A 23,386-nucleotide genomic window follows, 5' to 3' on the forward strand; every position below is an offset into this window, starting at 1 on the left:
GGCTGGCTTTACTTTTTCCCTCGGGGAAATTCTAACTTCTGTGATTTCCATAACGCACCTCCATTAAGGGTATGAATTAACCACGCGTTAAAACCATTTTTTTTGAATTCTACGAAAGATTTTTGAGCTATAAGCCCGTTTTCAAAAACCCCAAATATTGTCGTTCCGCTGCCGGACATCAGGCTTGCGCAAGCGCCCATATTTATAAAATTGCATTTTAGAGCTTTAAGCTCAGGATATTTTTCGAAAACTACCTCTTCAAGGCTGTTTACCAGTTTCAGGCTGTTTAAATCAACCAGCTTTTCTCTCTTGATTTTAGGAATATTATTAAACTTTGTCAACCTTTTTACTGCCCTTTCATCATATCTTTTATAAACATCTCCAGTTGATTTCGAAAAACCCGGTTTTACCAGGACTATATTCAAGGGTTCCTTCTCCCAGGAAGTGCGCAAAGGAGTCAGTTTTTCCCCTACCCCCTGAGCAAAACAACAGCCTCCATAAAGGAAAAAAGGCACGTCCGCGCCCAATTTCAAAGCAATTTCATTCAAGTTTTTCTTATCAATCTTTCTGTTCCAGAATTTTAAAAGTCCGATTAAAACAGCTGCAGCATCCGAAGAACCTCCGCCAAGCCCTGCGCCTGCCGGTATTTTTTTGACAAGTTTTATTCTTGCACCTTTTTTCTCCTCCAGATATTCCATTAAAGCAGATGCGGCGCGGAAACAAAGATTATCCTCAACCGGAGATGATTCAGCGATTCCTATTTTCGTCCAGTCGCATGTAAAATCTATTCTGTGAGATTTCCCCGGAGAAATGACGATTTCATCACAAAGATTTACTGTTTGAAATATTGTGTTTAGCGTATGATACGTGCCTTGCCCGGTTTTTTTCTTTCCGGTTATTTCAAGGAATAAATTAATTTTGGCGGGAGCTAATATCTTCATATTTTCAACTCTTTTATCTTTTTCTTTATATTTTTGTTTTTTGGTTCCAAAAAGAGCGCTTTTTTATAAAAACTCTCAGCATTCTTCTTATTTCCCAACGCTTTTTCTATGTCACCCAGATGCTCAAAAACAACAGGGTCTTTAAGGTTCTTTGAGGCCTGTTCTATTTCCATTTTTGCTTCCTGGTATTTTCCTCTTTTAAAATAAACCCACCCAAGAGAATCCCTGTATGCGCTGTTTTCAGGGTCAATTTCAAGCGCAGCTCTTATCAAAGTTTCTGCTTCATCCATGCTGACATCCCTGTCTGCCAGGCAATACCCAAGATAATTCATCGCAACTGCGTTTTTTGGAGTAAGCTCAACAACCTTGCGCAAGTTGGGCAGCGCTTTGTCAAATTTTCCGGATTGCTCATAAATCGTTCCAAGGTAAAAATACGCATCGGAAAGATTGGGATCTAAATCAACTGTCCTTAGGAAATATTTTTCAGCTTTACCGTTTTTTTTCAAATCCATATAACCAAGCCCGAGAAAAAAATTCACTTCAGCGCTTTTTGGATTAAGTTTCAGCGCCTGTTCCAATGTTTTGAGGGCCTTATTCACGTCGTTCAGCTGAGTGTAATAGTAACTCAATTTTTCATAACCCGCTATGTCAGATTTCCCGGTCAAAGATTTTTCTACATATTCGCTTGCTGTTTTCCAGTCCATCCTGTTTTCATACAGTAGTCCAAGCCAAAAATAAACTACCGGATCATTTTTTGAAACAGGGAGAGCTTCCTTAAAAACCCTCTCCGCTTTTTCATAATCTTTAGCCCTCATGTACATTTCACCGGCGCGTATATAATAACCGTAAGTATTTTTATCAAGGCCGGCGCAATAATATAATTCATCCCCGGCAAGGATGTAATCCTGCTCGCTTTCATAAATTTCCGCCAGGGTCACACGGGTTAAAAGGTCGTCCGGCTGAAGCCCGATAGCTTTTTGGAGCAGTTTTTTTGCCCCTTCGGTTTTGTTAAGTTTTTTTAAAACAACCGCTTTCCTGTAGTACGCATCTCCCGAGTCCGGTTTAAGGGCAATGTATCTATCCCAATAGCCTAGAGATTTTTCAGGATTTATCTCGGAATAAATCCCCGCAAGAATTATTATTGCTTCAGCGTTTTCAGGATCTTTTTTTATAACTTCCTGATACTGGTTTATGGCGCTTGTTGTGTCGCCGGCATAAACGTAATAAGTGCCTAAAAATAGTTTTGTGTCAATATTATCGGAAAGATTTTTAAGCGTTTTGACAAGCATCCGGGCTTTTTCATAATTCCCTGACTGAAGGTAAAGAAAAACTAATTCCTTATAGGCAGGAACAGCGTTTCTATCAAGTTCAATTGTTTTTTCAAGTTTATATTGCGCCGCATCCGGATCATTTTGTCTTAATAAAATCTCGCCCTGCAGAAAATATAGGTAAGAATTATACTTTCTATCGCCGGTTTCCAGTGCAACGGCCTGTGTAACAGCCATAGATAACAAAATCAGACTAAATATGGTTTTTCCTGCTGTGTTCATTTTATCCTTTTATGCATCACTAGCGCATCATCATCGCCGTAGTAAGCGGTTCTTTTATATACGGCCTCAAACCCAAACTTCGTGTAAAGATTTTGTGCCGGTAAATTTTTTAACCTTACTTCCAAATAAAGATCCAAAATACCTTTCTGGTGCGCAAAATTCATTACATGACCAAGCAATTGGCTTGCTATTCCTTCTTTCCGCCGGTTTTTTTTAACAGCCAGGCTGACTATATTGCCTTCATCAGCTATATGCCACAAGCCGATATAACCGGTTATTTCTTCGCCTATTTTTGCGGTAAAAAAATAAGAAAATTTTAAAACCAGTTCCTGGCGGAATTTTTCTTTTGACCAGGGGTCCGGGAAGGATTCATTTTCAATTTCAACAATTTGGCTGATATCAGCTTCTGTAAGAGGCTCAATTACTGCCTGACGCAAACTTAATAGCCTCCATCATGCTTGAAGGGTCCGCGCAATTTTTTCCCGCGATGTCAAATGCCGTGCCGTGCGCCGGTGAAACGCGCAAAAAAGGCAGCCCGCAAGTTATATTTACAAACTTCATGCCGCATAAAAGCCTTAAGGGCGCCATTGCCTGGTCGTGATATTGACATACAATAAGATCGTTTTTTATCGAAATTGAAAATGCGTATTCAGCGGCAATGGGCCCGGAAATATTTAAATTCCGTTTTTTTAATTCTAAAATTGCCGGTATTATTATTTTTTCCTCTTCTTTACCTATATGTCCGGATTCGCCGCAGTGAGGGTTTAAGGCGCACATTATGATTTCTGAAGGCCTGATATTTAAATAATCCCTCATGGTTTTGATTACAGTCAAGACCTGCTGGGTCAATAGTTTTTTAGAAATAGAACCCGGAACTTTTTTTAGCGCTATATGCCTTGTTGCCAGTAAAACTTTATATTTTTCAGATGCCATGAGCATAGCAAATTGTTTAGAACAGGTTTTTTCTGCCAGATATTCCGTATGGCCGCTAAACCCCTGAATCCCTGATTTTATTACAGATTCCTTTGATATGGGCCCGGTCACCAAAGAAAAAGCGTTCGGTTTTTTTATAATATGAGTGGTCAGCAAATTAACGGCAAAATTAAGGTAATCAATCGAAGCAGCGCCGGAAGTTCCTGAAACCACGCCCATTGCAGTTTTGTTTTTCAAAACCGCTAAATCAACAATATTGAGCGTATTTTTAGATATTTTTTCAGGAATAAATTTTGAGTTAACGGTATACTTAACGCGAGATTTGTTAAGGAATTGTTTTAAAACGGAATAATCGCCTACGATAAGCGGTATGCACTTCTTAAAAAGCTCCGGGGCTTCAATAAAAGATTTTACTGTGATTTCCGGGCCAATGCCCGAAGGGTCCCCTGTCGTGATGATTACAAGAGGAAATTCATTCATTCAGCCGGGGTTGAAATTGTTACGGAAGCCTTTTTCCGAAGGTCTTTTATCCAGTCGGCGTATTTTTTTTCAGCTTCCTTCTGGCGGAGATAATCAGTAAGGTCATTCTTTAAATCGTCAAAAGCTACTTTTCTTGCTGCTTTCTTTTCTTCAGACTGTATAATGTGGTAACCGAATTCAGTTTTTACTATTGAGGATGTTTCCCCAACCGGAAGGGCAAAGGCAGCATCTTCAAACTCTTTTACCATGTCGCCCCTGCCGAAATAACCCAGGTCACCGCCGTTTTCCGCGCTGCCGGTATCTTCCGAATATTTTTTTGCAAGCTCCGAAAAATCGTCTCCGGCTTTTAATTTTGCCTGCACTTCTTCAATTTTTTTCTTTGCCGCAGCCTGTTTGACCATTGAATCCTCTTTTGAGGACCTAATTAAAATATGTTTTGCGCGTACCAATTCGCTGTATTTCCTCTTAATCAGTTTTGCAAGCGTTTCGATATCTTTTTTATCTTCATCAGATTTGCCTTTAAGCTCTTCTTTTCCGTCCATAGCTGTTTTTACGTCATTAAAAAGGCTTTTGACGCTTTCCTGGCTGGGAACGGCGAGTTTTGATTTTATCTGCGAATCGATTAATTTTATCTGCTTTAACTGTTCTTCAATACGTTTGGAAAATTTTTCTTCGCTTAGGCCTTCTTTTTTGAGTTCATTCTTATATTCGTCCTCGTCTTTAAACCGCGTTTTAACCTGCTTAATGCCTTCTTCAACTTCCCTTTTAGAAACTATTATTTTCAGCTTTTTTGCTTCCTGAAGCAGGAGCCGGTCATCAATCATCTGATCCAGGACTTTTGACTTGAGTTCCTTCAATTTGTCATCAGTCTGGTCAGCTTTAGGGGTGACCAGCTTATACTGTTCAATTATGGGGTTGAGAATTTTTTGGTATTCGGAAAGAAGAACATGTTCCCCGTTAATTAAAGCAACGGTTTTATCAATAACTTCCGCTGAAATTACAGGCCCGCTCAAAGCAAACAACGCCGTCATGCAAATGACGTACTTTTTCATAGTCTTTCTCCTAAACACTCAATTTTTTATTTTGTTTTTGAAAGCGCTTTTAGAACAGTATAATCAACCTTAACATTCAGGTCCTTTTTCTGTTCCTCAATCCACCTGTCAAATTTATCCTTAATTAAGATCTTCTTGATTTCATCCTTGGCTTTATCCGCTGAAACTCCCGGAAGTATCTTTTGGCTTGTCTTTTTCAGGACATGGAAGCCGTAGGAAGTCGCAACGGGTTTGTCAGTAACTGCCCCCACTTGAAGATTTTTTGCAACTTCGGCGAATTCCGGAAGCATTTCTGCGGGTTTAAAGGCGCCAAGATCGCCACCCCGGTTGCTTGTTACTGGATCTAATGAAACCTGTTTAGCCATTTCTTCAAAATCTGCGCCGTTCTTTATCTTTTGAATAACTTGCTCGGCGTCAGCCTGGGAGGAAAGCAGTATGTGGCTGAGCTTTATTTCTACCGGCTGTATAAAATCTTTTTTATGGTCATTGTAGTACTTGTTTACTTCGTCGTCCGTCACCCTTAATGTAGTTTCAATTTCTTTTAGATAGGTTTCAACAATCATGTCCTCTTCATACTGTTTGACTTTGTTGGCGTATTCCTGCTTGAAATCTTTAATTGCCTGGGCAAGGTCTTTTCTTTTGTCGATTTTGTTTTTCTTTGCCAGAGTTAAGATGATTTTTTGGCGGACCATGATATCGATAAACTGTTTCTGCCCGGGTTCCGTGGCTAAATACTCCTGATAACCAAAGGGAACGCTCTTTATTCTCAGTGCTATATCCTTAACAGTGACTTTTTCGCCGCCCACTTTCGCAACTATTGCGTTTTGGCCCTTGCTGCACGCTGCTAAAGCCATCGCCATTCCGAATAAAACCCAAAGAATCTGATGAATTTTTTTTCTCTTATTAGACATTTCTCTCTCCTATTTTTAAAACTAGCGCCTCTCGCTAGCCTTTGTTGAGGATTTATTATATAATATATTACATCATTTTGCAATTAGTAGCTCCATTCACGGAGTTCGTAGTTTTTTAGGGACTTGATGCCCCGCCAAATAGGTATTCCTATTACTATGGCATTAAGTATGAGTAAATCCACTCCGTGCCAGATGAGATCGCCCCAATAAAGTTGCGAACCAAGCTGATGCTTTATGAATAACTGCATTGGTATGGCTTCTATTCCAAGGGTCAGCCCTATATAAACAAGCGAACAAACCATATAAAAAATCCCGCCGTAAGACGCTTCTATTTCAACAATATTATCAGAATCAAATTTTGGGTAACCCGCTCCAAGCCCCAGTGACATGCAGAGCAAGCCGATAGAAAGCAATATTATAGTCCCGCTTGAAAACCAAAAAACTATCGGGGAAGACACTTTCAGCAATAAATTTGAAAATATACCCATTATCAACCCTAAAAACAGCATAGGTACTGCGGAGATAATAAGCTTTTTAACAAAAAATTTTTCAATTGTCATAGGCATGCTAAAAATGAACCATAATGTCCCCTTTTCCAAGCTTATCTGAGGAAAAACAAAACGTAAAGCCAAAGCGGATAATATGAAACCGGCTGCGCCAATATTGAAAAAAGCAAGAAAATTTGAAACATAAACAACAGGATAATTTTGACCGGTAAAACTTTTCGGTAACTTTTGAATACTGAATAAATAAACCAGCACCAGGGCAATAACAAGCAGAACCTGAGACCATTGTTTAGTATCGCGGAAAAAAACTCTTATGTCTTTAATAAAAAAACTAAATTTAGAAATTTTCAAACTGTTTGCAATTGCCGCTTTGGCTGACCCCTGTTTTCTTTTTTCGGTACCCAGATGAATATTCGTGATTACCGGATAGTAATACTTTTCGGCGAGAACCAATAGAATTAACAAAAATATGAATGCGGTTCCGACGATCAATAAAGAATCATTCAACAAAAGCCGGCTGTTGTTTATTGTTATTGCATTCAAGGATTCCGTAAACCACCAGGAAGGAAATATTTTTGCTACAGGAGCATTCAAATACGCTAAATATTGGACTGCGTCATAAAAAGCATCAGGGTTGGCAAGCCTTTCCGGTTCGATGAACCGAAAAAGCACGTAACAGAGCGAACCAAAAAAAATTGCGACAAATAAAATGATATCACGGGATTTTGACGAAGGGAACATAAACATTATCCCCAGGCTTATCAAAATACCTATAGCTACGCTTGTGAAAAAAAACGGGACAGATAACACGCCAAAAACCAAAAAGAAACCCAATCCCACATTTTTTACAGCGGCATATGCGGCCAGAAAAGGAATAAGCGTTACCAGCATCATCCAGGAGGCCTGAAAAGACGTTTCAAAAGTTTTTATTAAGAAAACTTTCCAGGGTTTTACCGGCATGGTCATGAGCAGGTTTAAATCGCTTGAAAAGTATATGGTAGAAAATGAAGATATTACCGAGGAAAGAATCACCATCAAAAATGAAGTAAAAAATGCTATTCCCAAAAACTTCAATAAGAGCAGTGATCCGATTATCTGAATTTTTTGCACATACACAAACAGGCGGTAGAAACCGATATAAAGCAAATATAGAAAGGAAATACCAAGAGCAACCCCGATTGATATTTTTATCCAATCAGTTAATGTCCGCTTTCTTATAGAATTGACAAAGGATTTAAATTTGACACGAAGAAAAAACATAGATTATAAGAATTTTAAAATTTCGGAGTATTCAAAACCGCCGGTAAGTTCGAGATAAATATCTTCAAGCGTGCCGGTATTTGTAGTTTTTGCGCGGATTTCTTCCTTGGTGCCTAAAGCAATAAGCTCACCTTTGTGGATTATCCCGATTTTTGTTGCGAGTTTTTCCGCTATTTCCAGGATATGTGTGCACATAAAAACTGTTGTACCCCGCCGGGCAAGCCCGTGGAAAATATCCTTAACAAGCCTCGCGCTTTTCGGGTCCAGCCCTACCAGCGGTTCATCAAGGATAAGGATCCGGGGTTTATGCAGTAAAACACTGCATATAACCAGTTTTTGCCTCATTCCGAGCGAATAAGTTTCTATCAGATCTAAAGACGCTTCTTCCAGAGCGAAGGTTTTAAAAAGTTCGGGTATTCTTTCTTTCTGTTCATCGGCACTGACATTATAAACATCGCCGATAAGCTGGAGAAATTCCACGCCTTTAAGTTTGGGGTAGATAAATGGATGATCCGGTACCAGTCCGATAATTTTTTTTATTTCCAAGCTGTTTTTCGATGCCTTTTTCCCGCAGATGTAAATTTCACCTGAGGTAGGCCGCAGAAGGCCGCAAAGCAGTTTTACTGTAGTAGTTTTGCCCGCGCCGTTGGGGCCCAGGAAAGCAAAAATTTCACCTGCGTTGATTTCAAGATTTATGTTTTTTACGGCTGTAAGATTATTGAAGGTTTTGTTAAGGTTGACAGTTTTAATGCTTAAATTATTTTCTGTCATAAGGTTTTAGAACAATCTCGAAAGCAAGGTAAGAAAAAGCCCCGATGAAACGGGCACCCAGAAATTGTCATTTAACGGCAAAGGAAGAAGTTCCATTATGGTCGCTACAAACGCGCCCAAAATTGCCAAAGGCCAGGGCAGGAAAAATATTCCGCAGACAAAACAGACAACAAAACAAGCGAAACTGCCTTCAAGCGTCTTGCAATCCATTATTTTTGTTTTGCCGAATCTGACGCCAAAAAGGCAGGCCAGGCTGTCGCCAAAAACCATATAAAGCAAAGATGCCGTAACAATATTTTTGTTACTGAAAAGAAACATGGTTAGAAAAGCCCCGGAAAACGTCCAGATTAAAGTGCTGATATTTTTAGATTCTGCTTCGCGGTAATAGCCATGAAATACTTTCAGCGTAAATGCATTAAAGGAAGGGTATACAAACCTGAAGGATTCAACAATTATATCCGCTACTACCAGGCCGCCTGCAAAGCTAAGCACAATTTTAAGAGGCAGGGTATTGTAAATCACCGGGTAAATCAATATGAGAAAGTGCATCAACTTTCTTTTTATCTCTGAATAGCCGTAATGACAAATTACAGTTTCGTCCATATATTCTCTTTAGCCCTGATTAGCAGGTGGCAGGCCCATAAATATGCGTACCAGGAATCTTTTACGGAATCTTTTAGGAATTCTAAAAATGATACCTGGAAAAAAACCGAAAACATTGCTGCTAAAATCAAACAATTGGAAACAAAAATCAATAATAACGAATAAATAACCCCATACTTTTCCAGGTCGCTCTGGCCCTGATTTATTGCAAAAACTGTAAGTGCAACATGAAAAGATATAGTGATTCCAAGTAAAAATTGGAAGTAGTGGTTTACATTATACACATTTTTGGTGCAAATGTTAAATAACGCGTAAAACAATATAAGCACTATTGAATATATCGGGATAAAATACGGAGCAAGCGCAATAAAAATGTTTATTTTTGTAAGCGAAACACTTCCGGAGGATTTTTTTATTTTGAAAGTTTTTACCCTGGCACCGGTCAGCCATCCGGCGATTGCATGGGCAAATTCATGGCCAAAAACATAAATTCTAAGAGGCCTGAAAAAAATCAACTGCAAAAAAATGTAACTTATTGCGCCGCAGATAAAATACGTCCACGGCGACTCAATCCCTGAAAAGCTGTTAACCTTCAGGATCAGCCGGAAAAAATTATTGCCGATGCCATAACATACCGGTAAAAGCAGCAAGCTTAAAATAAACGTGAAAATATTGCCAAACATGAAGCTTTTATTCCAGCATGTAATCTTCGACTTTTGTGTCTTTGCTTTCCATTTCTTTTCGCCAAAGTTCTTTTGCGGTTGGTAATTTTTGGCGGGCCATCTTAACCCATTTGGATTCAGGCGGGCTGAACAATTCTATTACTGCCTGATACCATAGGCATGGTTTTAAAGCGGGGTGTACGGGAGTCGCACCCGTGATCTCCTGCGTGACAGGCAGGCGTGTTGACTACTACACTAACACCCCAAGAAACATTCAGCTAATGTTTATAGCAATACTTAAGGGTAAAGTCAAATAGAGTCTAAAAATATGCCTGTAACGATTAAACCACTTCCGACAATGTGCAGTATGAAAAGCAAAAAATAAATCCAATTAAAAAACGCAGGTAAGCCAGGCTTTTAGGATCAGCACAGGGTCCCTGCTGGAGTAATTTTGTTATGGTGGGTACCAGTCCCCAAAAAACACAGGCTAGGGCAACATAAAATAAACTCATCAGCTTCCTCTTAAAAACAATTTTTGAAACTCTCTTATTTTGCTTTGCACATCTTCTGAACATACTACTGCTGAAATCGCACATAATCCGTCCGCACCGGCTTTTATTACTTCAGGAGCATTTAAAAGGTTTATTCCCCCTATCGCAATAAAAAGTAATAACCGTAGAATTTCACTGAATCCCTACCTTCTGTAAAGCGTCTACCAAATTTTTTCCAAGGTGATACTTTCTCTTTCCTCCCTCCGTTGGCATTACCCAGAGTTTACTGGAGGCCGGTTTTTTCATCTAATCCATACAGGAGGTTCATATTCTGCACAGCCTGGCCTGAAGCGCCCTTGACTAAATTATCTAAGGCTGACATAACTATGAGGATATTTTTACTCTCATAGAGTGCAAAACCAATATCACAGAAATTTGTGTTAGTAACGTTTATAGTCTGAGGTTCTTTGCCTTCACCCAGCACCCGGACAAAAGGTTCGTCCTTATAAAATGTTTTATACAGGCTGGCAATTTCAGTCAAAGATATTTTTCTTAATATTTCGAAATATAAAACCGAATACATTCCCCGCTCCTGAGGCACGACATGAGGCGTAAAAATGATTTTACACTCCTCAGGTTTTTCTGTTAAGAGTGATAGTTCCTGTTCCATTTCAGGTATATGGCGGTGTTTCCCGCCGGTTTTATATGCGAATGTGTTTGGAAGCCCCGCAGCCAGGTATTTTTTTACAAATTCTCTGCCTGCCCCGGAATACCCGCTTTTTGAATCAATAATTATTGACGTTTTCTTAACGAGTTTGTTTTTTAAAAGGGGCATGCTTCCCAAAATTACTGATGTCGGATAACATCCCGGATTAGCGATTAGTTTAGCTTTTGAAATTTGTGTTTTGTAGAGTTCAGGCAGGCCATAAACTGCTTCCTTGAGCAGCTCAGGGCATGGATGTTCCAGTTCATAATATTTTTTGTAAGTAGCAGGATTTTTTAAACGGAAATCCGCGCTTAAGTCGATTACTTTCTTGCCGGCCTTTAAAACTTTTTTGGCGATTTGTGCAGAAGTGCCGTGCGGTAAAGCAAGAAAAACCACGTCAGTATTTTTAAGCTCAGATTCCTTCAAGTTATTGTCAATATCCAGGCTGGTGCAATCAATATCTGGAATATTTTTTAAATTTGAATATATTTCCGAAAGTTTTTTCTTCGGCTTGTCAAAACGGCTGCTTAAAAATTTTATTTCAATACCTGGGTGTTGAAATAAAATTTTTATTAATTCTTCTCCGGCGTAGCCGGTAATGCCGATAATACCAACTTTAATCGCGTTCATTTTCTTTGCCTTTATTTTTGGGGTTTATTAAAGCCACTATTTCACCTTTAATTTCTTTTCTTTGCGAAATGTCATCGTAAACTTCGGATAAAGTTCCTCTTATTATTTCCTCGAATTTCTTTGTCAGTTCTCTTGCAATAACGCACCGGGTATTTTCCGCTTCCGCGAAGATTTCTTTGCATAACCTGATAGTTTTTACAATTCTGAAGGGCGATTCATAAAATATTATGGTTTTTTCTAATTCTGCCGCTTTCTTGAGTGCTTTTTTTATCTTGCCGGGTTTCCTTTGCAAAAAGCCCAAGAATATAAATCCATTTGCAGGCAAGCCGGAACAAACAAGAGCTGAAATTAATGCTGAGGGGCCAGGGATGCTTTCAACAGTTATGTTATTTTTCAGCGCTTCTCTTACAAGTTCTTCGCCCGGATCAGAAATCCCCGGAGTCCCGCCGTCAGTAACATAGGCAACATTTTTCCCGGAAAGCAAATTTTCAATTAAGAAATCAGTCTTGGAGTTTTGGCTGTATGAATGGTAACTGACAAGTTCTTTTGATATAGCATAATGGTTCAGTAAAATTTTTGTCCTTCGGGTATCTTCACAAGCTATAAGGTCAACTTCTTTTAAGGTTCTAATGGCGCGTAAAGTGATGTCTTCAAGGTTTCCAATCGGTGTGGCAACCAGGTAAAGGACCGCGGTCATTTGTTTTTGTTCTCTTCATGTGTCAACGTTTTTAAAAAGGCTTCAACCACTTTTGGGTCGAGCTAAGTTCCTTCACACCTTTCTTGCCAGGTAAGATTGAAGTTTTTGTTTTGTCCGGTCTAATTCCACATTTACCCTCTTTCCTAATAAAGTATCAATCTGGACAATAAACCGATTAATATAGAAAGTGAAACACTTGAAATAATGTTTATTTTACTAAAATCGTGAGTTGGTTTATATAAAAATACGCGGGCTAATAAAACAACAATTACCATCATCCAAAAGCGTCCGGGCAGCAGAAAACACCCGAATATTGTTAGCCTTTCTAGCATAAGGTGATACTTGCCTTTTAGCCCTGTTGCAATATGTTCCGGTCCGTAAATGAGCTGTTCTATATAGTAAATGAAAATAGAACTAAAGTGGGTAACCAGAATAAGCAATATTGCGATTACAACCCAATGCTCAGAAATGGAAAATGATGTATCTATCGGAGAAAACAAAAATATCAGGATAATGTGAATGAACTGGTCCCAAATAAAAAATAGGAGGTTGTCAGAAGATCCCCCTTCTTTTATACTCCAAATACGGTAATAGTCTTCACCGAAATGGATAATGAAAATAAGCATTACGCATAGCCATCCGGGCAGCTTCCACCAGACATCAAACAAGTAGTGCGTTGTAAGGCCTGAAAAGTTATCTGAGAATACACATAACACCATTGATAGAAGTAAAAATATACCTGAATGAGCTAGGGCCCCGAAAATGCTTTCTCTTTTCCATTTTGCAATGAAATTGGTCTGCAGAGTGAAATCAGTTAAAAAATGCGCCAATAAAAGACGCCAAAAAATTATCATGAGAGTTTCCTTTTCACATCGTAAATGTTGACTGGTTTTGTCTTGCCTTTAACCTTGACTTCACCCAAATGGGTTGCATCGATTTTGTCTTTGACTATTTCATAAGTGAATTCGGAAATTATCATTTTAGTATTATACTGCCTGGTTAATGATTCAATCCTGGCGCCCAGGTTTACATTATCACCGATTACCGTATAATCCATCCTTTGAAAGGACCCCATGTTTCCTACGATCATTTCTCCGGAATTTATGCCTATGCCTATGTCAATAATGGGTTTGCCTTCCTGTTTCCATTTTTCCTGCAACTGGTTAAGTTTGTCAAGCATGTCAAAGGAACAGTTAATGGCCATCATTGCATGGTCTTCCTGCTGCAACGGCGAATTCCAGAATGCCATTATTTCATCCCCTACAAATTTATCCAGGGTTCCTTCATATTTAAAAACTATTTCTGTCATGGCGCTTAGATATTCATTTAAAATACTTACTACTTCTTCAGGAGGGTATTTCTCGGAAATAGTTGTGAACCCTCTTATGTCGGAGAAAAATACGGTCATAAATTTTTTTTCACCGCCAAGTTTTAATTTATCGGGGTTTTCAGCGAGTTCTTTTATTACCTGAGGGCTCATATAAGACGAAAAGGTTTTTTTAATCCAGCGTTTCTCCTTTTCTTCGGTTCTGAAGCGGTAGCCCATAATGCCTATATATGATGCAGTCATGCCTAATGCAGGTTTTAAAAAATCCAGGTGCAGGTTGAATTTTGAGAATAGAAGATAGGTGAAAATGAAGTATGCAATAAGGCTGAAAATATACAAAAACACACCGGTGACTGCTTTAATACGTATCACCAATTGGCTTATGAAAACGGTTAATAAAAGCGTGACAGCTATTACTATAAAAGCATGCACTTCACGGATGTAGTTATTGTTAATTACGTTGTCGATTACATTGGCGTGAAATTCTACGCCCGGGAAAATAGCTTCAAATGGGGTAGTGAAATGGTCAAAAGCTCCGGTTGAAAGAGAACCTATAAGCACAATTTTGTTTTTGATCCATTCTTTTGGGAATTTGTTGTCATATATCAGGGAAAATGAATAGCGGGTATAGGTGTTTGCAGGGCCGTGATAATTCACTAGAAAAGCTTCGGGTATTTTGAGTTCTTCCGGTGTTTTACCCAAATATTTTGCACCCAGGTGCATGTCAAAAGAATAATAGGTATGATCTTCGAAGTTTCTTTTGAGGGCCGCCAGCCTTAATACACCGTCCGAGAGGTTAGGGTAAGCATTAGTAAAACCTGTTGCGATAAAAGATTTTCTAAACGTTTTATTCGGCAGGGTCAATACTTCTTTAGTCGTTTCCCTGTAAACTATTTTACCGTCGATTGTTTCTACGATGTTCTCCGGTATTTGATCAAAAACAGTTGCGCCTACAACGCATTTGGAATAGGCCAGGGCTTGATTAAGGGCGGTGTCCTGGCTCTTATCCTGGCTTGATTCGATAAAAAGGATATCAGCCCCTATAACTTTGGCTCCTGCACTTTTTAAATACTTAACGCCTTGCGAGATAATACTTCTTGGCCAGGGCCACCTGCCGAACATCGCAGATGAATCGTCATCAATCCCTATAATAACAATATTTTTTGAAACATCGTTTGCTCCTCTGACTTTAAACTTGTAGTCAAAAAATTTGTTTTCCCAAACGTCGGATGTTCCGGTCCACCATAAAAGAAATACGATTAAAATAGCAACTAAACTTACTATCAATCCCAGTATGGTGTGGTTTTTTTTCATTTCCTTTTCCTTCTCCTATTTTCCTACGAATTTTGTTTTTCTGTTCAGGTTTATTGAATAACTCCGAATTCCATTTTGGTTATTTCCTGATATTAACGACATTGCATAGTTTGTTGAATAGTTTTTTGTGAGGTCGTTTAATAGTAAATACAAAAATAGTAACAAGTATAGTACGAAGCATTTAATTATATTAAATCGGTTTTCCCTGGTCAATGTGACTTTTGTCACAGATGTTTACTAATTTTTGAATAACCTCTTTTTGTTTCAATGTTTCCTGTGTTTTTGCGGCCATATCTTTTATGGTCGCAGAACCGGTTTGTGTTTCAGTTTCTCCTAAAATAAGAACATACCTTGAGCCTGATGAATCAGCCAGGCGCATCTGCGCCTTAAAGCTTTTGCCGGGGTAGGGCCCTACAGCCGGGATTTTTTGTGTATTTAACTGCTGAAGCAGCGCGAAGGAATTCTTTATTACACTTTCATTTTGTTGGGTTACTAAAAATACAGGACATATTTTTGGGGTTGAAATGTTAATTGTTTTAAGCAGGTCAACGGTTCTGTCTACCCCTATGGCAAAACCTATGGCAGGCGTTTCTTCTCCCCCGATGAGTTTTATCAGGCGGTCATACCTGCCGCCTGCGCAAATTGCGTCAGTTCCTTCAACTTTCACTTCAAAAACTGTCCTTGTGTAGTAATCAAGGCCGCGGACAATATAAGGGTTAATGGAGAATTTTACGCTTGCTTCATTGAGTAAATCCTGTAGAAGCCCGAAATGAGAGGCGCAATCGGTACAAAGAGCTTTATTGATAGTAGGAACCTTGCCTTCAATAAAAAGGTTCTTATCTATTTTACAGTCAAGTGTTCTTAAAGGGTTTTTTTCCAGGCGGACCTTGCAGTCTTCACAGAGTTTTTCTTTGTTTTTATTCAGGAAGTCTATGAGATTATCGCGGTATTTTGGCCGGCATTCTTCGCAGCCGATAGAGTTTATTTCTATAAGCAGGTTGTTTATGCCAAGCGAAAAATAAATGTCTCTTGTAAGCAATATCAGCTCTGCATCGGCTGTTGGATGGGCATTACCGAAATATTCACAGCCGAACTGAAAAAATTCCCTGCGCCTGCCGCCTTGCGGCCTTTCATACCTGAACATCGGCCCCGTGTAGTAAAACTTACTTACGGGAAAAGCGGAATTAAGGTCATTTTCAAGGAAAGCCCTGACTACTCCAGGGGTGCCTTCCGGGCGCAATGCAAGAATACGTTCCTTTTTATCTTTAAAAGTGTACATTTCTTTTTCAACTATATCGGTTGTTTCCCCGGTTGTATGAATAAACAGGCCTGCTTCTTCAAAAGTAGGAATCCTGATTTCATTGAAGCCTCTTTCATTCATTATACCTCTGGCAGTATTTTCAACCTTTTGGTATAAGGCCAGGTTGTCTGGCAAGATGTCGTAGGTTCCGCGCACTCTATGGTATTTCGATTTCATATTTTTCCTTGCTATTGTTTTGGTATATTTTTGTCAAGCAAAAAGAAAAATTTGCTGCCATTCTTTGAATTGTTATCTATGCCTATTTTCCCCTTGTGGGCTTCTATAATCAATTTACAGGTAGCCAGGCCTAACCCCATTCCTTTAACCTGTCCTGTAAAAGATTCTTCAATTTGAAAGAATTCCTGAAAAAGTTTTGGTTTCTGTTCAGGAGGTATTCCGGGGCCATTATCCTGGACTGAAATTCCGGCCATATTTCCGGTTTCATATCTCTCCAGCGTTACACTTTTCTGGCAATTTGGATTAAATTTTATTGCATTTTCGATCAAATTTTTTAGTACGATTATTATCATGGATTCATCAGCAATCACTAGGGATACTTCATTTAGCGACGGATGTATTGTAACGTCTGCTTTGTTAAGGTAAACGAAGTCCTGCATTTTCATCATAACTTTTTGTACAATTTCATTAAGTTTAACAGGCTTGCGCTCTATTTTATGCTGTTCGGATTCAATTATGGTAAAGTCCAGAAGTTTATTTACCAGGTCATCCAGGTGTTGTCCCTGTTGATTAATAATATCAAGAAAATGTTTTTCCTCACTGGCAGTGTCGAATTTTTGGGAAACGATGTCGCTGTAACCTATAATAGAGACAAGAGGTGTTTTCAGCTTGTGTGAAATCAGTGAAAGGAAATTTTTCTTCAGGATCTGTTCTCTTCTTTCTTCAGTGACATCGTGAAAAAGAAGCATATAACCTATGGGTTTTTTTATTTCATTTAATATTCTGTTAAGTTTTCCTGAAAAATATAGCTGCCTCTCTTTATGAGAAAAATTAATCGTAGTAGTATCATTTGAATCATTAAATGCAGTTTTGAAATCAGGGGTAATCGTAAAAGATTTAAATGTTGAAAAAATATCGTTTTTCATCAATCCGACGAGGGATGAACAGGCATTGTTACAAAAAATGATATCTCCGGTAGTATCAAAGAATAAGGCTGCATCTGTCATTTGTGAGAATATAAGTTCAAATTTTTCTTTTTCAGTGTTCAATCTGGAAAAAAGCGTCGAGGTTTCAATTGAAATTGCTGCCTGGGCGCTGAAAGCCTCCAGAAGTTCAAGGTCTTTGCCTGTAAAATCCGTTCCGTCTTTATGATTAATGGTTTCAATCACGCCAAGAAGTTTGTCCTTGTAGAGTAAGGGTACGGCAATTAGTGAATTGGTTTTGAATTCAGAAAGCCGGTCAACATGTTTCGCCCATCTTTTATCACTAGAAACGTTATTCACTACCAGGGATTTTTTTTCTTTCGCTACCCAGCCGGCGATGCCTTCTCCGATTTTTAATTTTAGCTGTTTAATTTTCTGTTCTTTTTCCCCGCCGATAACCACATCGAAAGTAAGTTCGTTTGTTTTTTCTTCATACAGCAGCAGCGAAGCGCTTTCAGCAGATACAATTTGCGTGGCCAGTTCCATGATTTTTAACAGGACTTCATCGGTGTTAAGCGTTGAAGAAAGAATACGGTTGGCTTCCAAAAGTAAGTTAAGGTTTTGTTCAGTCAGATTCATAGGTGTTTTTTTTGTTTTTCCAGGTGTTGTTTATAATATTTTGAAAATTCATGAGTTCCTTTCCCATTAGAAAAGAAAAACATAAGGTCTGTATTCGCCGGATTTAGAGCTGCTTGTATTGAAGGCATCCCGGGATTACAAATAGGACCAGGTGGCAATCCATGATGTTCATAGGTATTATAGGGAGAATTAATTCTCAGGTCTTTGTAAGTAATCTTGTCAGTATATTTATTTAAAGCATATCTGATCGTTGCACAGGATTCGAGCATCCATCCTTTCTTAAGCCTGTTGTAGAATATTCCTGAAATCAGGGCTCTTTCTTCCGATGAAACAGCTTCCCGTTCGATGATAGAAGCAAGCGTTATAACAGCCTGTGTTGACATTTTTAGCTTTTTTGCTTGTTCTGCAAGTTGAGGTGTATAATTTTTTTTAAACTCGTTAACCATAAAAGCTGCTATTTCTTTTTCGGCGGAACCGTATGGGATAAAATAGGTCTCTGGATAAAGGTATCCCTCAAGTTTTTCTTTTTCGGCTATTTTTAGAAATTCTTTTTTATTCCCCAGATTTTTTTGTTCAAGTAATTCTGCAATCTGAACACTTGTGTACCCTTCAGGTACTGTAAATTTTATCGAGTAAACTTTCCCTTTTTTTAATATATCCATTATTTTGAACATATCCATTTTCTGGTTTAACTTATAAGTACCGCTTTGAAATTTCTTCGTTGAACGTGTAAAGCCAGAAAAAAGTATGAATATTTTTTTGTTTGAAATGAGCCTGTTTTCATATAAAAGTTCTGTAATTGTTTTTCCGTTACTGCCGTGTGGTATAGTAAGGATAACTTCTCTATTAGGTATAGAAAAGTTATAAAATAGGGTTACTATCAGGCTTAAGGATAGCACGATGAATGTAGTTCTAAGAATTATTGATTTCATTGAATCCTACCGGTTTTAACTAAAAAACTGCCGGATTTCTATTTAAATATGTTTCTAAAATCAGTGTGGCGGCAAGTTTGTCAACGTTCTGCCTGCGTTTTTCCCTTGACATATCGAACTCAATAAGCCTGTCTGTTACCTCTTTTGTGGACAATCTCTCGTCAACAAGTTCAATATCCAACGTAATTATGGTTTTTAAATATTCTACAAAAGCTTCAACTCGCGCGGCAGATTCGCCTTTAGTGCCGTTCATGTTTATCGGCAATCCTATAATTATTTTTGTAACTTCTTTATCCTTGATTATTTCGAGTATTCTTTTAGCTTCTGTACCGTCTTTTTGAAGGGTTGCATAAGGCTGGGCCGTTATGCCCAGTGGATCGCTTACCGCCAGCCCTATTCTTTTTTCCCCATAATCTATTGCGAGTATTCTCATAAGTTTAGCTTTCCTTTAAGCGCAGGGAACAGATAATTTTAGGCAGCGCTTCCAGAGTCCTTTCTTTTCCCCTGTTGTTTTTTCAATGATATCCCTTGTAGAATTAAGTTCCGTTAAAAGCCCGGAGTTTGATAAGTGTATTATATTAAATATTTCAGTGATTTGAAAGGCTGCGTATTAAGTCATCTATAATGTAACCAGGTGGTCCAACGTTAATAGGCGAAAAATCCTGAACAAAGGGATAGCGGGATATTTGGAAAAGAAACTGCGGGAAGCGAGGAAATGCGTTCTCCGGGTCTGTCTCGGGAGTATTTATATTCTTATTGGTATCTTTTTTGATTTGAGATAGGATTTCACCTTGTAAATCGGGTATTCGTCGTAGTGGAATATGCTGGCTGCAAGAGCCGCATCAGCCTTGCCTTTGGTTAACACCTCAAACAGGTGCTTAGGTTCCCCTGCGCCTCCGGAAGCAATAACAGGAATATTTACATTTTCACTGATAGTCTTTGTCAATTCAATATCATAGCCGTTTTTAGTACCGTCTGCATCAATACTGGTAAGTAGAATCTCTCCTGCGCCCAGTTTTTGCACCTTCTTTGCCCATTGGACGGCATCAATACCCGTAGGGGTAGAACCGGCGTTAATAAACACTTCCCACTTCTTATTTGTCACTCTTTTGGCGTCTATGGCAACAACAATACACTGTGAACCGAATTTATCTGAAGATTCCTTTATAAGTTTAGGGGTTTTAACGGCCGCTGTGTTGATAGAAATTTTGTCTGCGCCTGCATTTAAGAGATTGCTTATGTCCGCTAAAACCTTTATCCCGCCGCCTACCGTCAACGGAATAAAAACATTTTCTGCTGTTTTTCTAACTACCTCAAATGTGGTTTTTCTTTCTTCAATGGTGGCAGTGATGTCAAGAAATACGAGTTCATCCGCGCCGTTTTTGCTGTATTGTTTGGCGGTTTCAACGGGGTCGCCGGCATCGCGCAGGTTCTGGAAGTGGATACCTTTTACTACGCGGCCGTTTTTAACATCAAGACAAGGAATAATTCGTTTGGTTAACATGTTTACCTAATTGCAAGTTCGGCACATTTTCTCCAGGAACGTTCCAAACTTGCCTATGTAGATTTTGTTATTTCAACAAAGTTTTTTAATAATTGTAAGCCCTGTTCGGAGCTTTTTTCAGGGTGAAACTGCGTGCCAAAAATATTTCCATTTTGAATTATCGAAGGAAAAACCTGCGCATAATCAGTAGTCGCAATGATTGTTTTTTTGTCTATCGGATTACAATAATATGAATGCACAAAATAAAAATAAGATTTATTTTTTACGTCCCTGAAAATTTGAGATTTGAGATTCGAAATTTGAAATGACACATTATTCCAGCCCATCTGGGGCAGTTTTTCTGTGTTGGGCAGTTTTTCAACCGTTCCCTTTATAAGATTCATCCCCTTTGTATTTCCACCTTCTGTACTTTTAGAAAAAAACAATTGCATACCCAGGCATATTCCCAAAATAGGTTTGTCTTTAGCAACAAAGTTCTTTATCACTTTAAAGAGCCCGCTGTCTTTAAGCATCTTAATGGCAGGTTTAAATGCACCTACACCCGGCAAAATTATGCCATCGGCCTCTGCAACAACCCTTTTATCGGTTGTAATTACAGGATTCCCGCCAAGAATCTCAACAGATTTTGTTATGCTTCGCAGGTTACCTACGCCATAATCTATTATCGCGATCACTATTATTAACTCCCCTCAATCCCCTCTTTCAAAAAGAGGGGATGGGTTATCTCCCCGCCGCCTAAAACCTTATTCCCAGCGTAAAAAACTGCGCTTTGCCCGGGTGTCACAGCCCACTGAGGCTGATCGAATACTATTTTATATAAAATTTTATCCGATTTGTATATGGCCGCATCAGCTTCTTTATGTTTATACCTGATTTTAACTTTTGTTTTTAAAGGAAACTTTTCAATATGCACAAACCAATTAACATTTTTTACAATCAATTCACTGCTGTAAACATCTTTTTCATCTCCGATTACAACCTTATTTTCTTCCGGGACAATTCTGCATACATAAACCCTCTTCCCTGCAGAAATACCCAATCCGGACCGCTGGCCTATTGTAAAATTTGATACGCCTTTATGGGCGCCCAAAACTTTTCCGTTTTTGTCAACAATAGCGCCATGTTTTTCTTTGACACTATACTGTTTCATGAAATTCCTGTAATTGTTATCCTGGATGAAACAAATCTCCTGGCTTTTAGGTTTTCCAGCAACATTCAAGTGATATTTCCTTGCCAATTCCCTTACTTGTGTTTTTGTATAAATGCCTAAGGGCATAAGAATGTTTTTCAGGTTTTTTTCTTTAACGCCGTAAAGCCAGTAAGACTGGTCATTGTTGTCATCTTTCCCTTTAAGTAAAAAAGGCGGTTGAATTTTAGCATAATGCCCGGTTGCTAAAAAATTAAAACCAAGAGATTTAGCTTTTTCAAGCAGTAAATCAAACTTTATTTTTTGATTGCACAAAATGCAGGGGTTCGGGGTTATGCCCCTTCGGTAATTTTCACAAAAGGGTTCTATGACTTGTTTATTGAATTCTTTGCGGAAATCGACTGTATAATGCGGTACTGCTAAAAGGCAGCAGACTTTTTTTGCGTCTTCGGTGTCATTTAAGGAACAGCATAGTTTTTTATTGGCGGACGCGGCGGTTTTGCAGGCCCAAAGGCGCATGGTTAGGCCAACAACTTCATATCCCTTGTCTTTCAATAGCGCAGCAGCAACTGATGAATCAACACCGCCGGACATTGCTACAGCAACCTTAATTTTGCTCATAAATTCATACTGCCTGTTCTAAAACCCTCAAGGTCAACCGTGATAAATTTGTAGCCAAGTTTTTTAAAGGCAGATACTATTTTCTTTCTTGCATTTTTATTTAGTAGAAGATTAATTTGTTCAGGTGAGACTTCAATACGGGCAATATCGTTGTAATGCCTTACCCTGATGTTGTAAAACCCGAATTTTTTTCTTAAGAAATTTTCAGCCGAATCAATTTTACTCAAGGTTTCTTTTGTAATCATAGTACCATAAGGTATTCTTGATGCGAGGCAAGCCATTTGGGGTTTGTTCCAGGTCGGCAGCCCGAGCGATTTTGAAATTTTCCTAACGTCCGTTTTTGTTATTTTGTTTTCTAAAAGCGGGCTAATTACCTTGAACTTTGTTAGAGCTGCTCTTCCCGGCCGGAAATCAGAGAGGTCGTCATAGTTTGAACCGTCAAGAATAGTTTTGATATTATGAGCTGTTGCTATTTGTTTGATTTTTGAAAACAGTTCTGATTTGCAATAATAGCATCTTAGTTTGGGGTTCTTTTTAAATTTAGGATTGTTTAATTCAGTAGTTCTGATTGTGATGGATTTGACTCCAATCTTTTTTATAATTTGTTGAGCAAATGATTTGTCTGATTCAGGGTAGGTCTCGGAGAAGGCAACAACAGCGATAACATTTTCTTTGCCGAGCGTGTCCGACGCAACCTTAAGCACCAGGCTGCTGTCTACTCCTCCGGAGTATGCAACAACAACACTTTTAAAACCGGAAACATAATCCCTTAAACTCTTGAGTTTATTAGTAGTGGGCATTTTTCAGGCAAGCAGCTAAAATAAATTATTCAGCTGGTGTTTCGTATGCTTTTTGGCAAGTGATGCAGTATCTTACCCAGGGCATTGCTTTAAGACGGTTGAATGTTATGGGCTTGCTGCATGATTCGCAGGCGCCAAAATTGTTTTGTTCAATCTTACGGAGAGCTGATTCTATTGTATCGAGCATAGCTTTTTCATTATTGGTAAGCTCAAATAATATTTCTTTTTCCACAGACATAGTAGCGCTGTCAACTTCGTCGCCGATCTCGTTATCAGGCATATCAAAATGTTTCTTCTTCACCAGGCTAAGAAGGTCATCCCTCTTTGCTACAAGAAGTTTCCTTAATGCTTCCAATTTCCCCTTTTTCATACATTTGAAAACGAGTTTTTTTTCAGCTTTCTTTCTTGCTTTTTTAATAACTTTCTTGCTCACTTTTTTGATTTTCGCGGTTTTTTTTGCCATTTTTTTTATCACCTTTTTAATACCCCGTGTTACTCGTTTGGAAGAG

24 protein-coding genes and 1 tRNA gene are annotated in these 23,386 nt (G+C 38.7%); all 25 read right to left on the bottom strand.

Going from position 1 to position 23,386, the window contains the following annotated elements; translation table 11 throughout:
- Positions 1 to 8: 8 nt before the first annotated feature.
- The gene (gene ispE, locus KKH91_02430; protein ID MBU0951674.1) at positions 9 to 941 is read right to left on the bottom strand and encodes a 4-(cytidine 5'-diphospho)-2-C-methyl-D-erythritol kinase; all 933 of its coding nucleotides are present in this window, start codon (positions 939 to 941) and stop codon (positions 9 to 11) included.
- On the bottom strand, positions 938 to 2,491 hold the full coding sequence (locus KKH91_02435) for a tetratricopeptide repeat protein (GenBank protein ID MBU0951675.1): 1,554 nt from the start codon (positions 2,489 to 2,491) through the stop codon (positions 938 to 940). Before KKH91_02435 ends, ispE begins: the two co-directional genes overlap by 4 nt.
- A complete protein-coding gene (rimI, locus tag KKH91_02440) occupies positions 2,488 to 2,928 on the bottom strand; it encodes a ribosomal protein S18-alanine N-acetyltransferase (protein MBU0951676.1) in 441 nt (146 codons plus the stop codon). The genes KKH91_02435 and rimI overlap by 4 nt, the downstream gene beginning before the upstream one ends.
- A complete protein-coding gene (gene pdxA / locus KKH91_02445) occupies positions 2,909 to 3,904 on the bottom strand; it encodes a 4-hydroxythreonine-4-phosphate dehydrogenase PdxA (GenBank protein ID MBU0951677.1) in 996 nt (331 codons plus the stop codon). The genes rimI and pdxA overlap by 20 nt, the downstream gene beginning before the upstream one ends.
- Positions 3,901 to 4,956: a peptidylprolyl isomerase gene (locus tag KKH91_02450; GenBank protein ID MBU0951678.1), complete on the bottom strand. Its 1,056-nt coding sequence runs from the start codon at positions 4,954 to 4,956 to the stop codon at positions 3,901 to 3,903. The genes pdxA and KKH91_02450 overlap by 4 nt, the downstream gene beginning before the upstream one ends.
- A gap of 26 nt (positions 4,957 to 4,982) precedes the next feature.
- Entirely contained in the window at positions 4,983 to 5,867 is an 885-nt protein-coding gene (locus KKH91_02455) for a peptidylprolyl isomerase (GenBank protein ID MBU0951679.1), read from the bottom strand.
- Positions 5,868 to 5,950: 83 nt separating this feature from the next.
- On the bottom strand, positions 5,951 to 7,633 hold the full coding sequence (locus tag KKH91_02460) for a hypothetical protein (GenBank protein MBU0951680.1): 1,683 nt from the start codon (positions 7,631 to 7,633) through the stop codon (positions 5,951 to 5,953).
- Between the two features lie 3 nt (positions 7,634 to 7,636).
- On the bottom strand, positions 7,637 to 8,404 hold the full coding sequence (locus tag KKH91_02465) for an ABC transporter ATP-binding protein (GenBank protein MBU0951681.1): 768 nt from the start codon (positions 8,402 to 8,404) through the stop codon (positions 7,637 to 7,639).
- Between the two features lie 6 nt (positions 8,405 to 8,410).
- The gene (locus KKH91_02470) at positions 8,411 to 9,007 is read right to left on the bottom strand and encodes a hypothetical protein (protein MBU0951682.1); all 597 of its coding nucleotides are present in this window, start codon (positions 9,005 to 9,007) and stop codon (positions 8,411 to 8,413) included.
- Positions 8,992 to 9,690 carry a M50 family metallopeptidase gene (locus KKH91_02475; GenBank protein MBU0951683.1) on the bottom strand — a complete coding sequence of 233 codons (699 nt, stop codon included), beginning with the start codon at positions 9,688 to 9,690 and terminating at the stop codon, positions 8,992 to 8,994. Before KKH91_02475 ends, KKH91_02470 begins: the two co-directional genes overlap by 16 nt.
- A gap of 171 nt (positions 9,691 to 9,861) precedes the next feature.
- A tRNA-Asp gene (locus KKH91_02480) sits at positions 9,862 to 9,934 on the bottom strand.
- Between the two features lie 246 nt (positions 9,935 to 10,180).
- Entirely contained in the window at positions 10,181 to 10,351 is a 171-nt protein-coding gene (locus KKH91_02485) for a thiamine phosphate synthase (protein MBU0951684.1), read from the bottom strand.
- Between the two features lie 92 nt (positions 10,352 to 10,443).
- Positions 10,444 to 11,496, bottom strand: coding sequence for an N-acetyl-gamma-glutamyl-phosphate reductase (gene argC / locus KKH91_02490; protein MBU0951685.1), 1,053 nt, complete (start codon positions 11,494 to 11,496; stop codon positions 10,444 to 10,446).
- Positions 11,483 to 12,193, bottom strand: coding sequence for a 16S rRNA (cytidine(1402)-2'-O)-methyltransferase (gene rsmI, locus KKH91_02495; protein ID MBU0951686.1), 711 nt, complete (start codon positions 12,191 to 12,193; stop codon positions 11,483 to 11,485). The genes argC and rsmI overlap by 14 nt, the downstream gene beginning before the upstream one ends.
- Before the next feature lie 143 nt (positions 12,194 to 12,336).
- The gene (locus tag KKH91_02500) at positions 12,337 to 13,047 is read right to left on the bottom strand and encodes a DUF3307 domain-containing protein (GenBank protein MBU0951687.1); all 711 of its coding nucleotides are present in this window, start codon (positions 13,045 to 13,047) and stop codon (positions 12,337 to 12,339) included.
- Entirely contained in the window at positions 13,044 to 14,834 is a 1,791-nt protein-coding gene (locus KKH91_02505; protein ID MBU0951688.1) for an adenylate/guanylate cyclase domain-containing protein, read from the bottom strand. Before KKH91_02505 ends, KKH91_02500 begins: the two co-directional genes overlap by 4 nt.
- A gap of 190 nt (positions 14,835 to 15,024) precedes the next feature.
- Positions 15,025 to 16,311 carry a histidine--tRNA ligase gene (hisS, locus tag KKH91_02510; protein MBU0951689.1) on the bottom strand — a complete coding sequence of 429 codons (1,287 nt, stop codon included), beginning with the start codon at positions 16,309 to 16,311 and terminating at the stop codon, positions 15,025 to 15,027.
- 11 nt (positions 16,312 to 16,322) lie between these two features.
- Entirely contained in the window at positions 16,323 to 17,873 is a 1,551-nt protein-coding gene (locus tag KKH91_02515; GenBank protein ID MBU0951690.1) for a GAF domain-containing sensor histidine kinase, read from the bottom strand.
- Positions 17,870 to 18,805 (bottom strand): endolytic transglycosylase MltG, encoded by a 936-nt coding sequence (gene mltG / locus KKH91_02520; GenBank protein MBU0951691.1) that lies wholly within the window; start codon positions 18,803 to 18,805, stop codon positions 17,870 to 17,872. The genes KKH91_02515 and mltG overlap by 4 nt, the downstream gene beginning before the upstream one ends.
- Positions 18,806 to 18,824: 19 nt before the next feature.
- Positions 18,825 to 19,238: a Holliday junction resolvase RuvX gene (gene ruvX / locus KKH91_02525; protein ID MBU0951692.1), complete on the bottom strand. Its 414-nt coding sequence runs from the start codon at positions 19,236 to 19,238 to the stop codon at positions 18,825 to 18,827.
- A gap of 312 nt (positions 19,239 to 19,550) precedes the next feature.
- Positions 19,551 to 20,309 (bottom strand): imidazole glycerol phosphate synthase subunit HisF, encoded by a 759-nt coding sequence (gene hisF, locus KKH91_02530; protein MBU0951693.1) that lies wholly within the window; start codon positions 20,307 to 20,309, stop codon positions 19,551 to 19,553.
- 53 nt (positions 20,310 to 20,362) lie between these two features.
- Positions 20,363 to 20,983: an imidazole glycerol phosphate synthase subunit HisH gene (hisH, locus tag KKH91_02535; GenBank protein MBU0951694.1), complete on the bottom strand. Its 621-nt coding sequence runs from the start codon at positions 20,981 to 20,983 to the stop codon at positions 20,363 to 20,365.
- A gap of 5 nt (positions 20,984 to 20,988) precedes the next feature.
- Entirely contained in the window at positions 20,989 to 22,077 is a 1,089-nt protein-coding gene (gene mnmA, locus KKH91_02540; GenBank protein ID MBU0951695.1) for a tRNA 2-thiouridine(34) synthase MnmA, read from the bottom strand.
- Positions 22,074 to 22,877 carry an ATP-dependent sacrificial sulfur transferase LarE gene (larE, locus tag KKH91_02545; GenBank protein MBU0951696.1) on the bottom strand — a complete coding sequence of 268 codons (804 nt, stop codon included), beginning with the start codon at positions 22,875 to 22,877 and terminating at the stop codon, positions 22,074 to 22,076. Before larE ends, mnmA begins: the two co-directional genes overlap by 4 nt.
- Before the next feature lie 25 nt (positions 22,878 to 22,902).
- A complete protein-coding gene (locus KKH91_02550) occupies positions 22,903 to 23,340 on the bottom strand; it encodes a TraR/DksA family transcriptional regulator (GenBank protein ID MBU0951697.1) in 438 nt (145 codons plus the stop codon).
- Positions 23,341 to 23,386 lie beyond the last annotated feature (46 nt).

The organism is Elusimicrobiota bacterium (assembly GCA_018816525.1).
In the GTDB taxonomy this organism is placed as follows: Bacteria; Elusimicrobiota; Endomicrobiia; order CG1-02-37-114; family XYA2-FULL-39-19; genus OXYB2-FULL-48-7.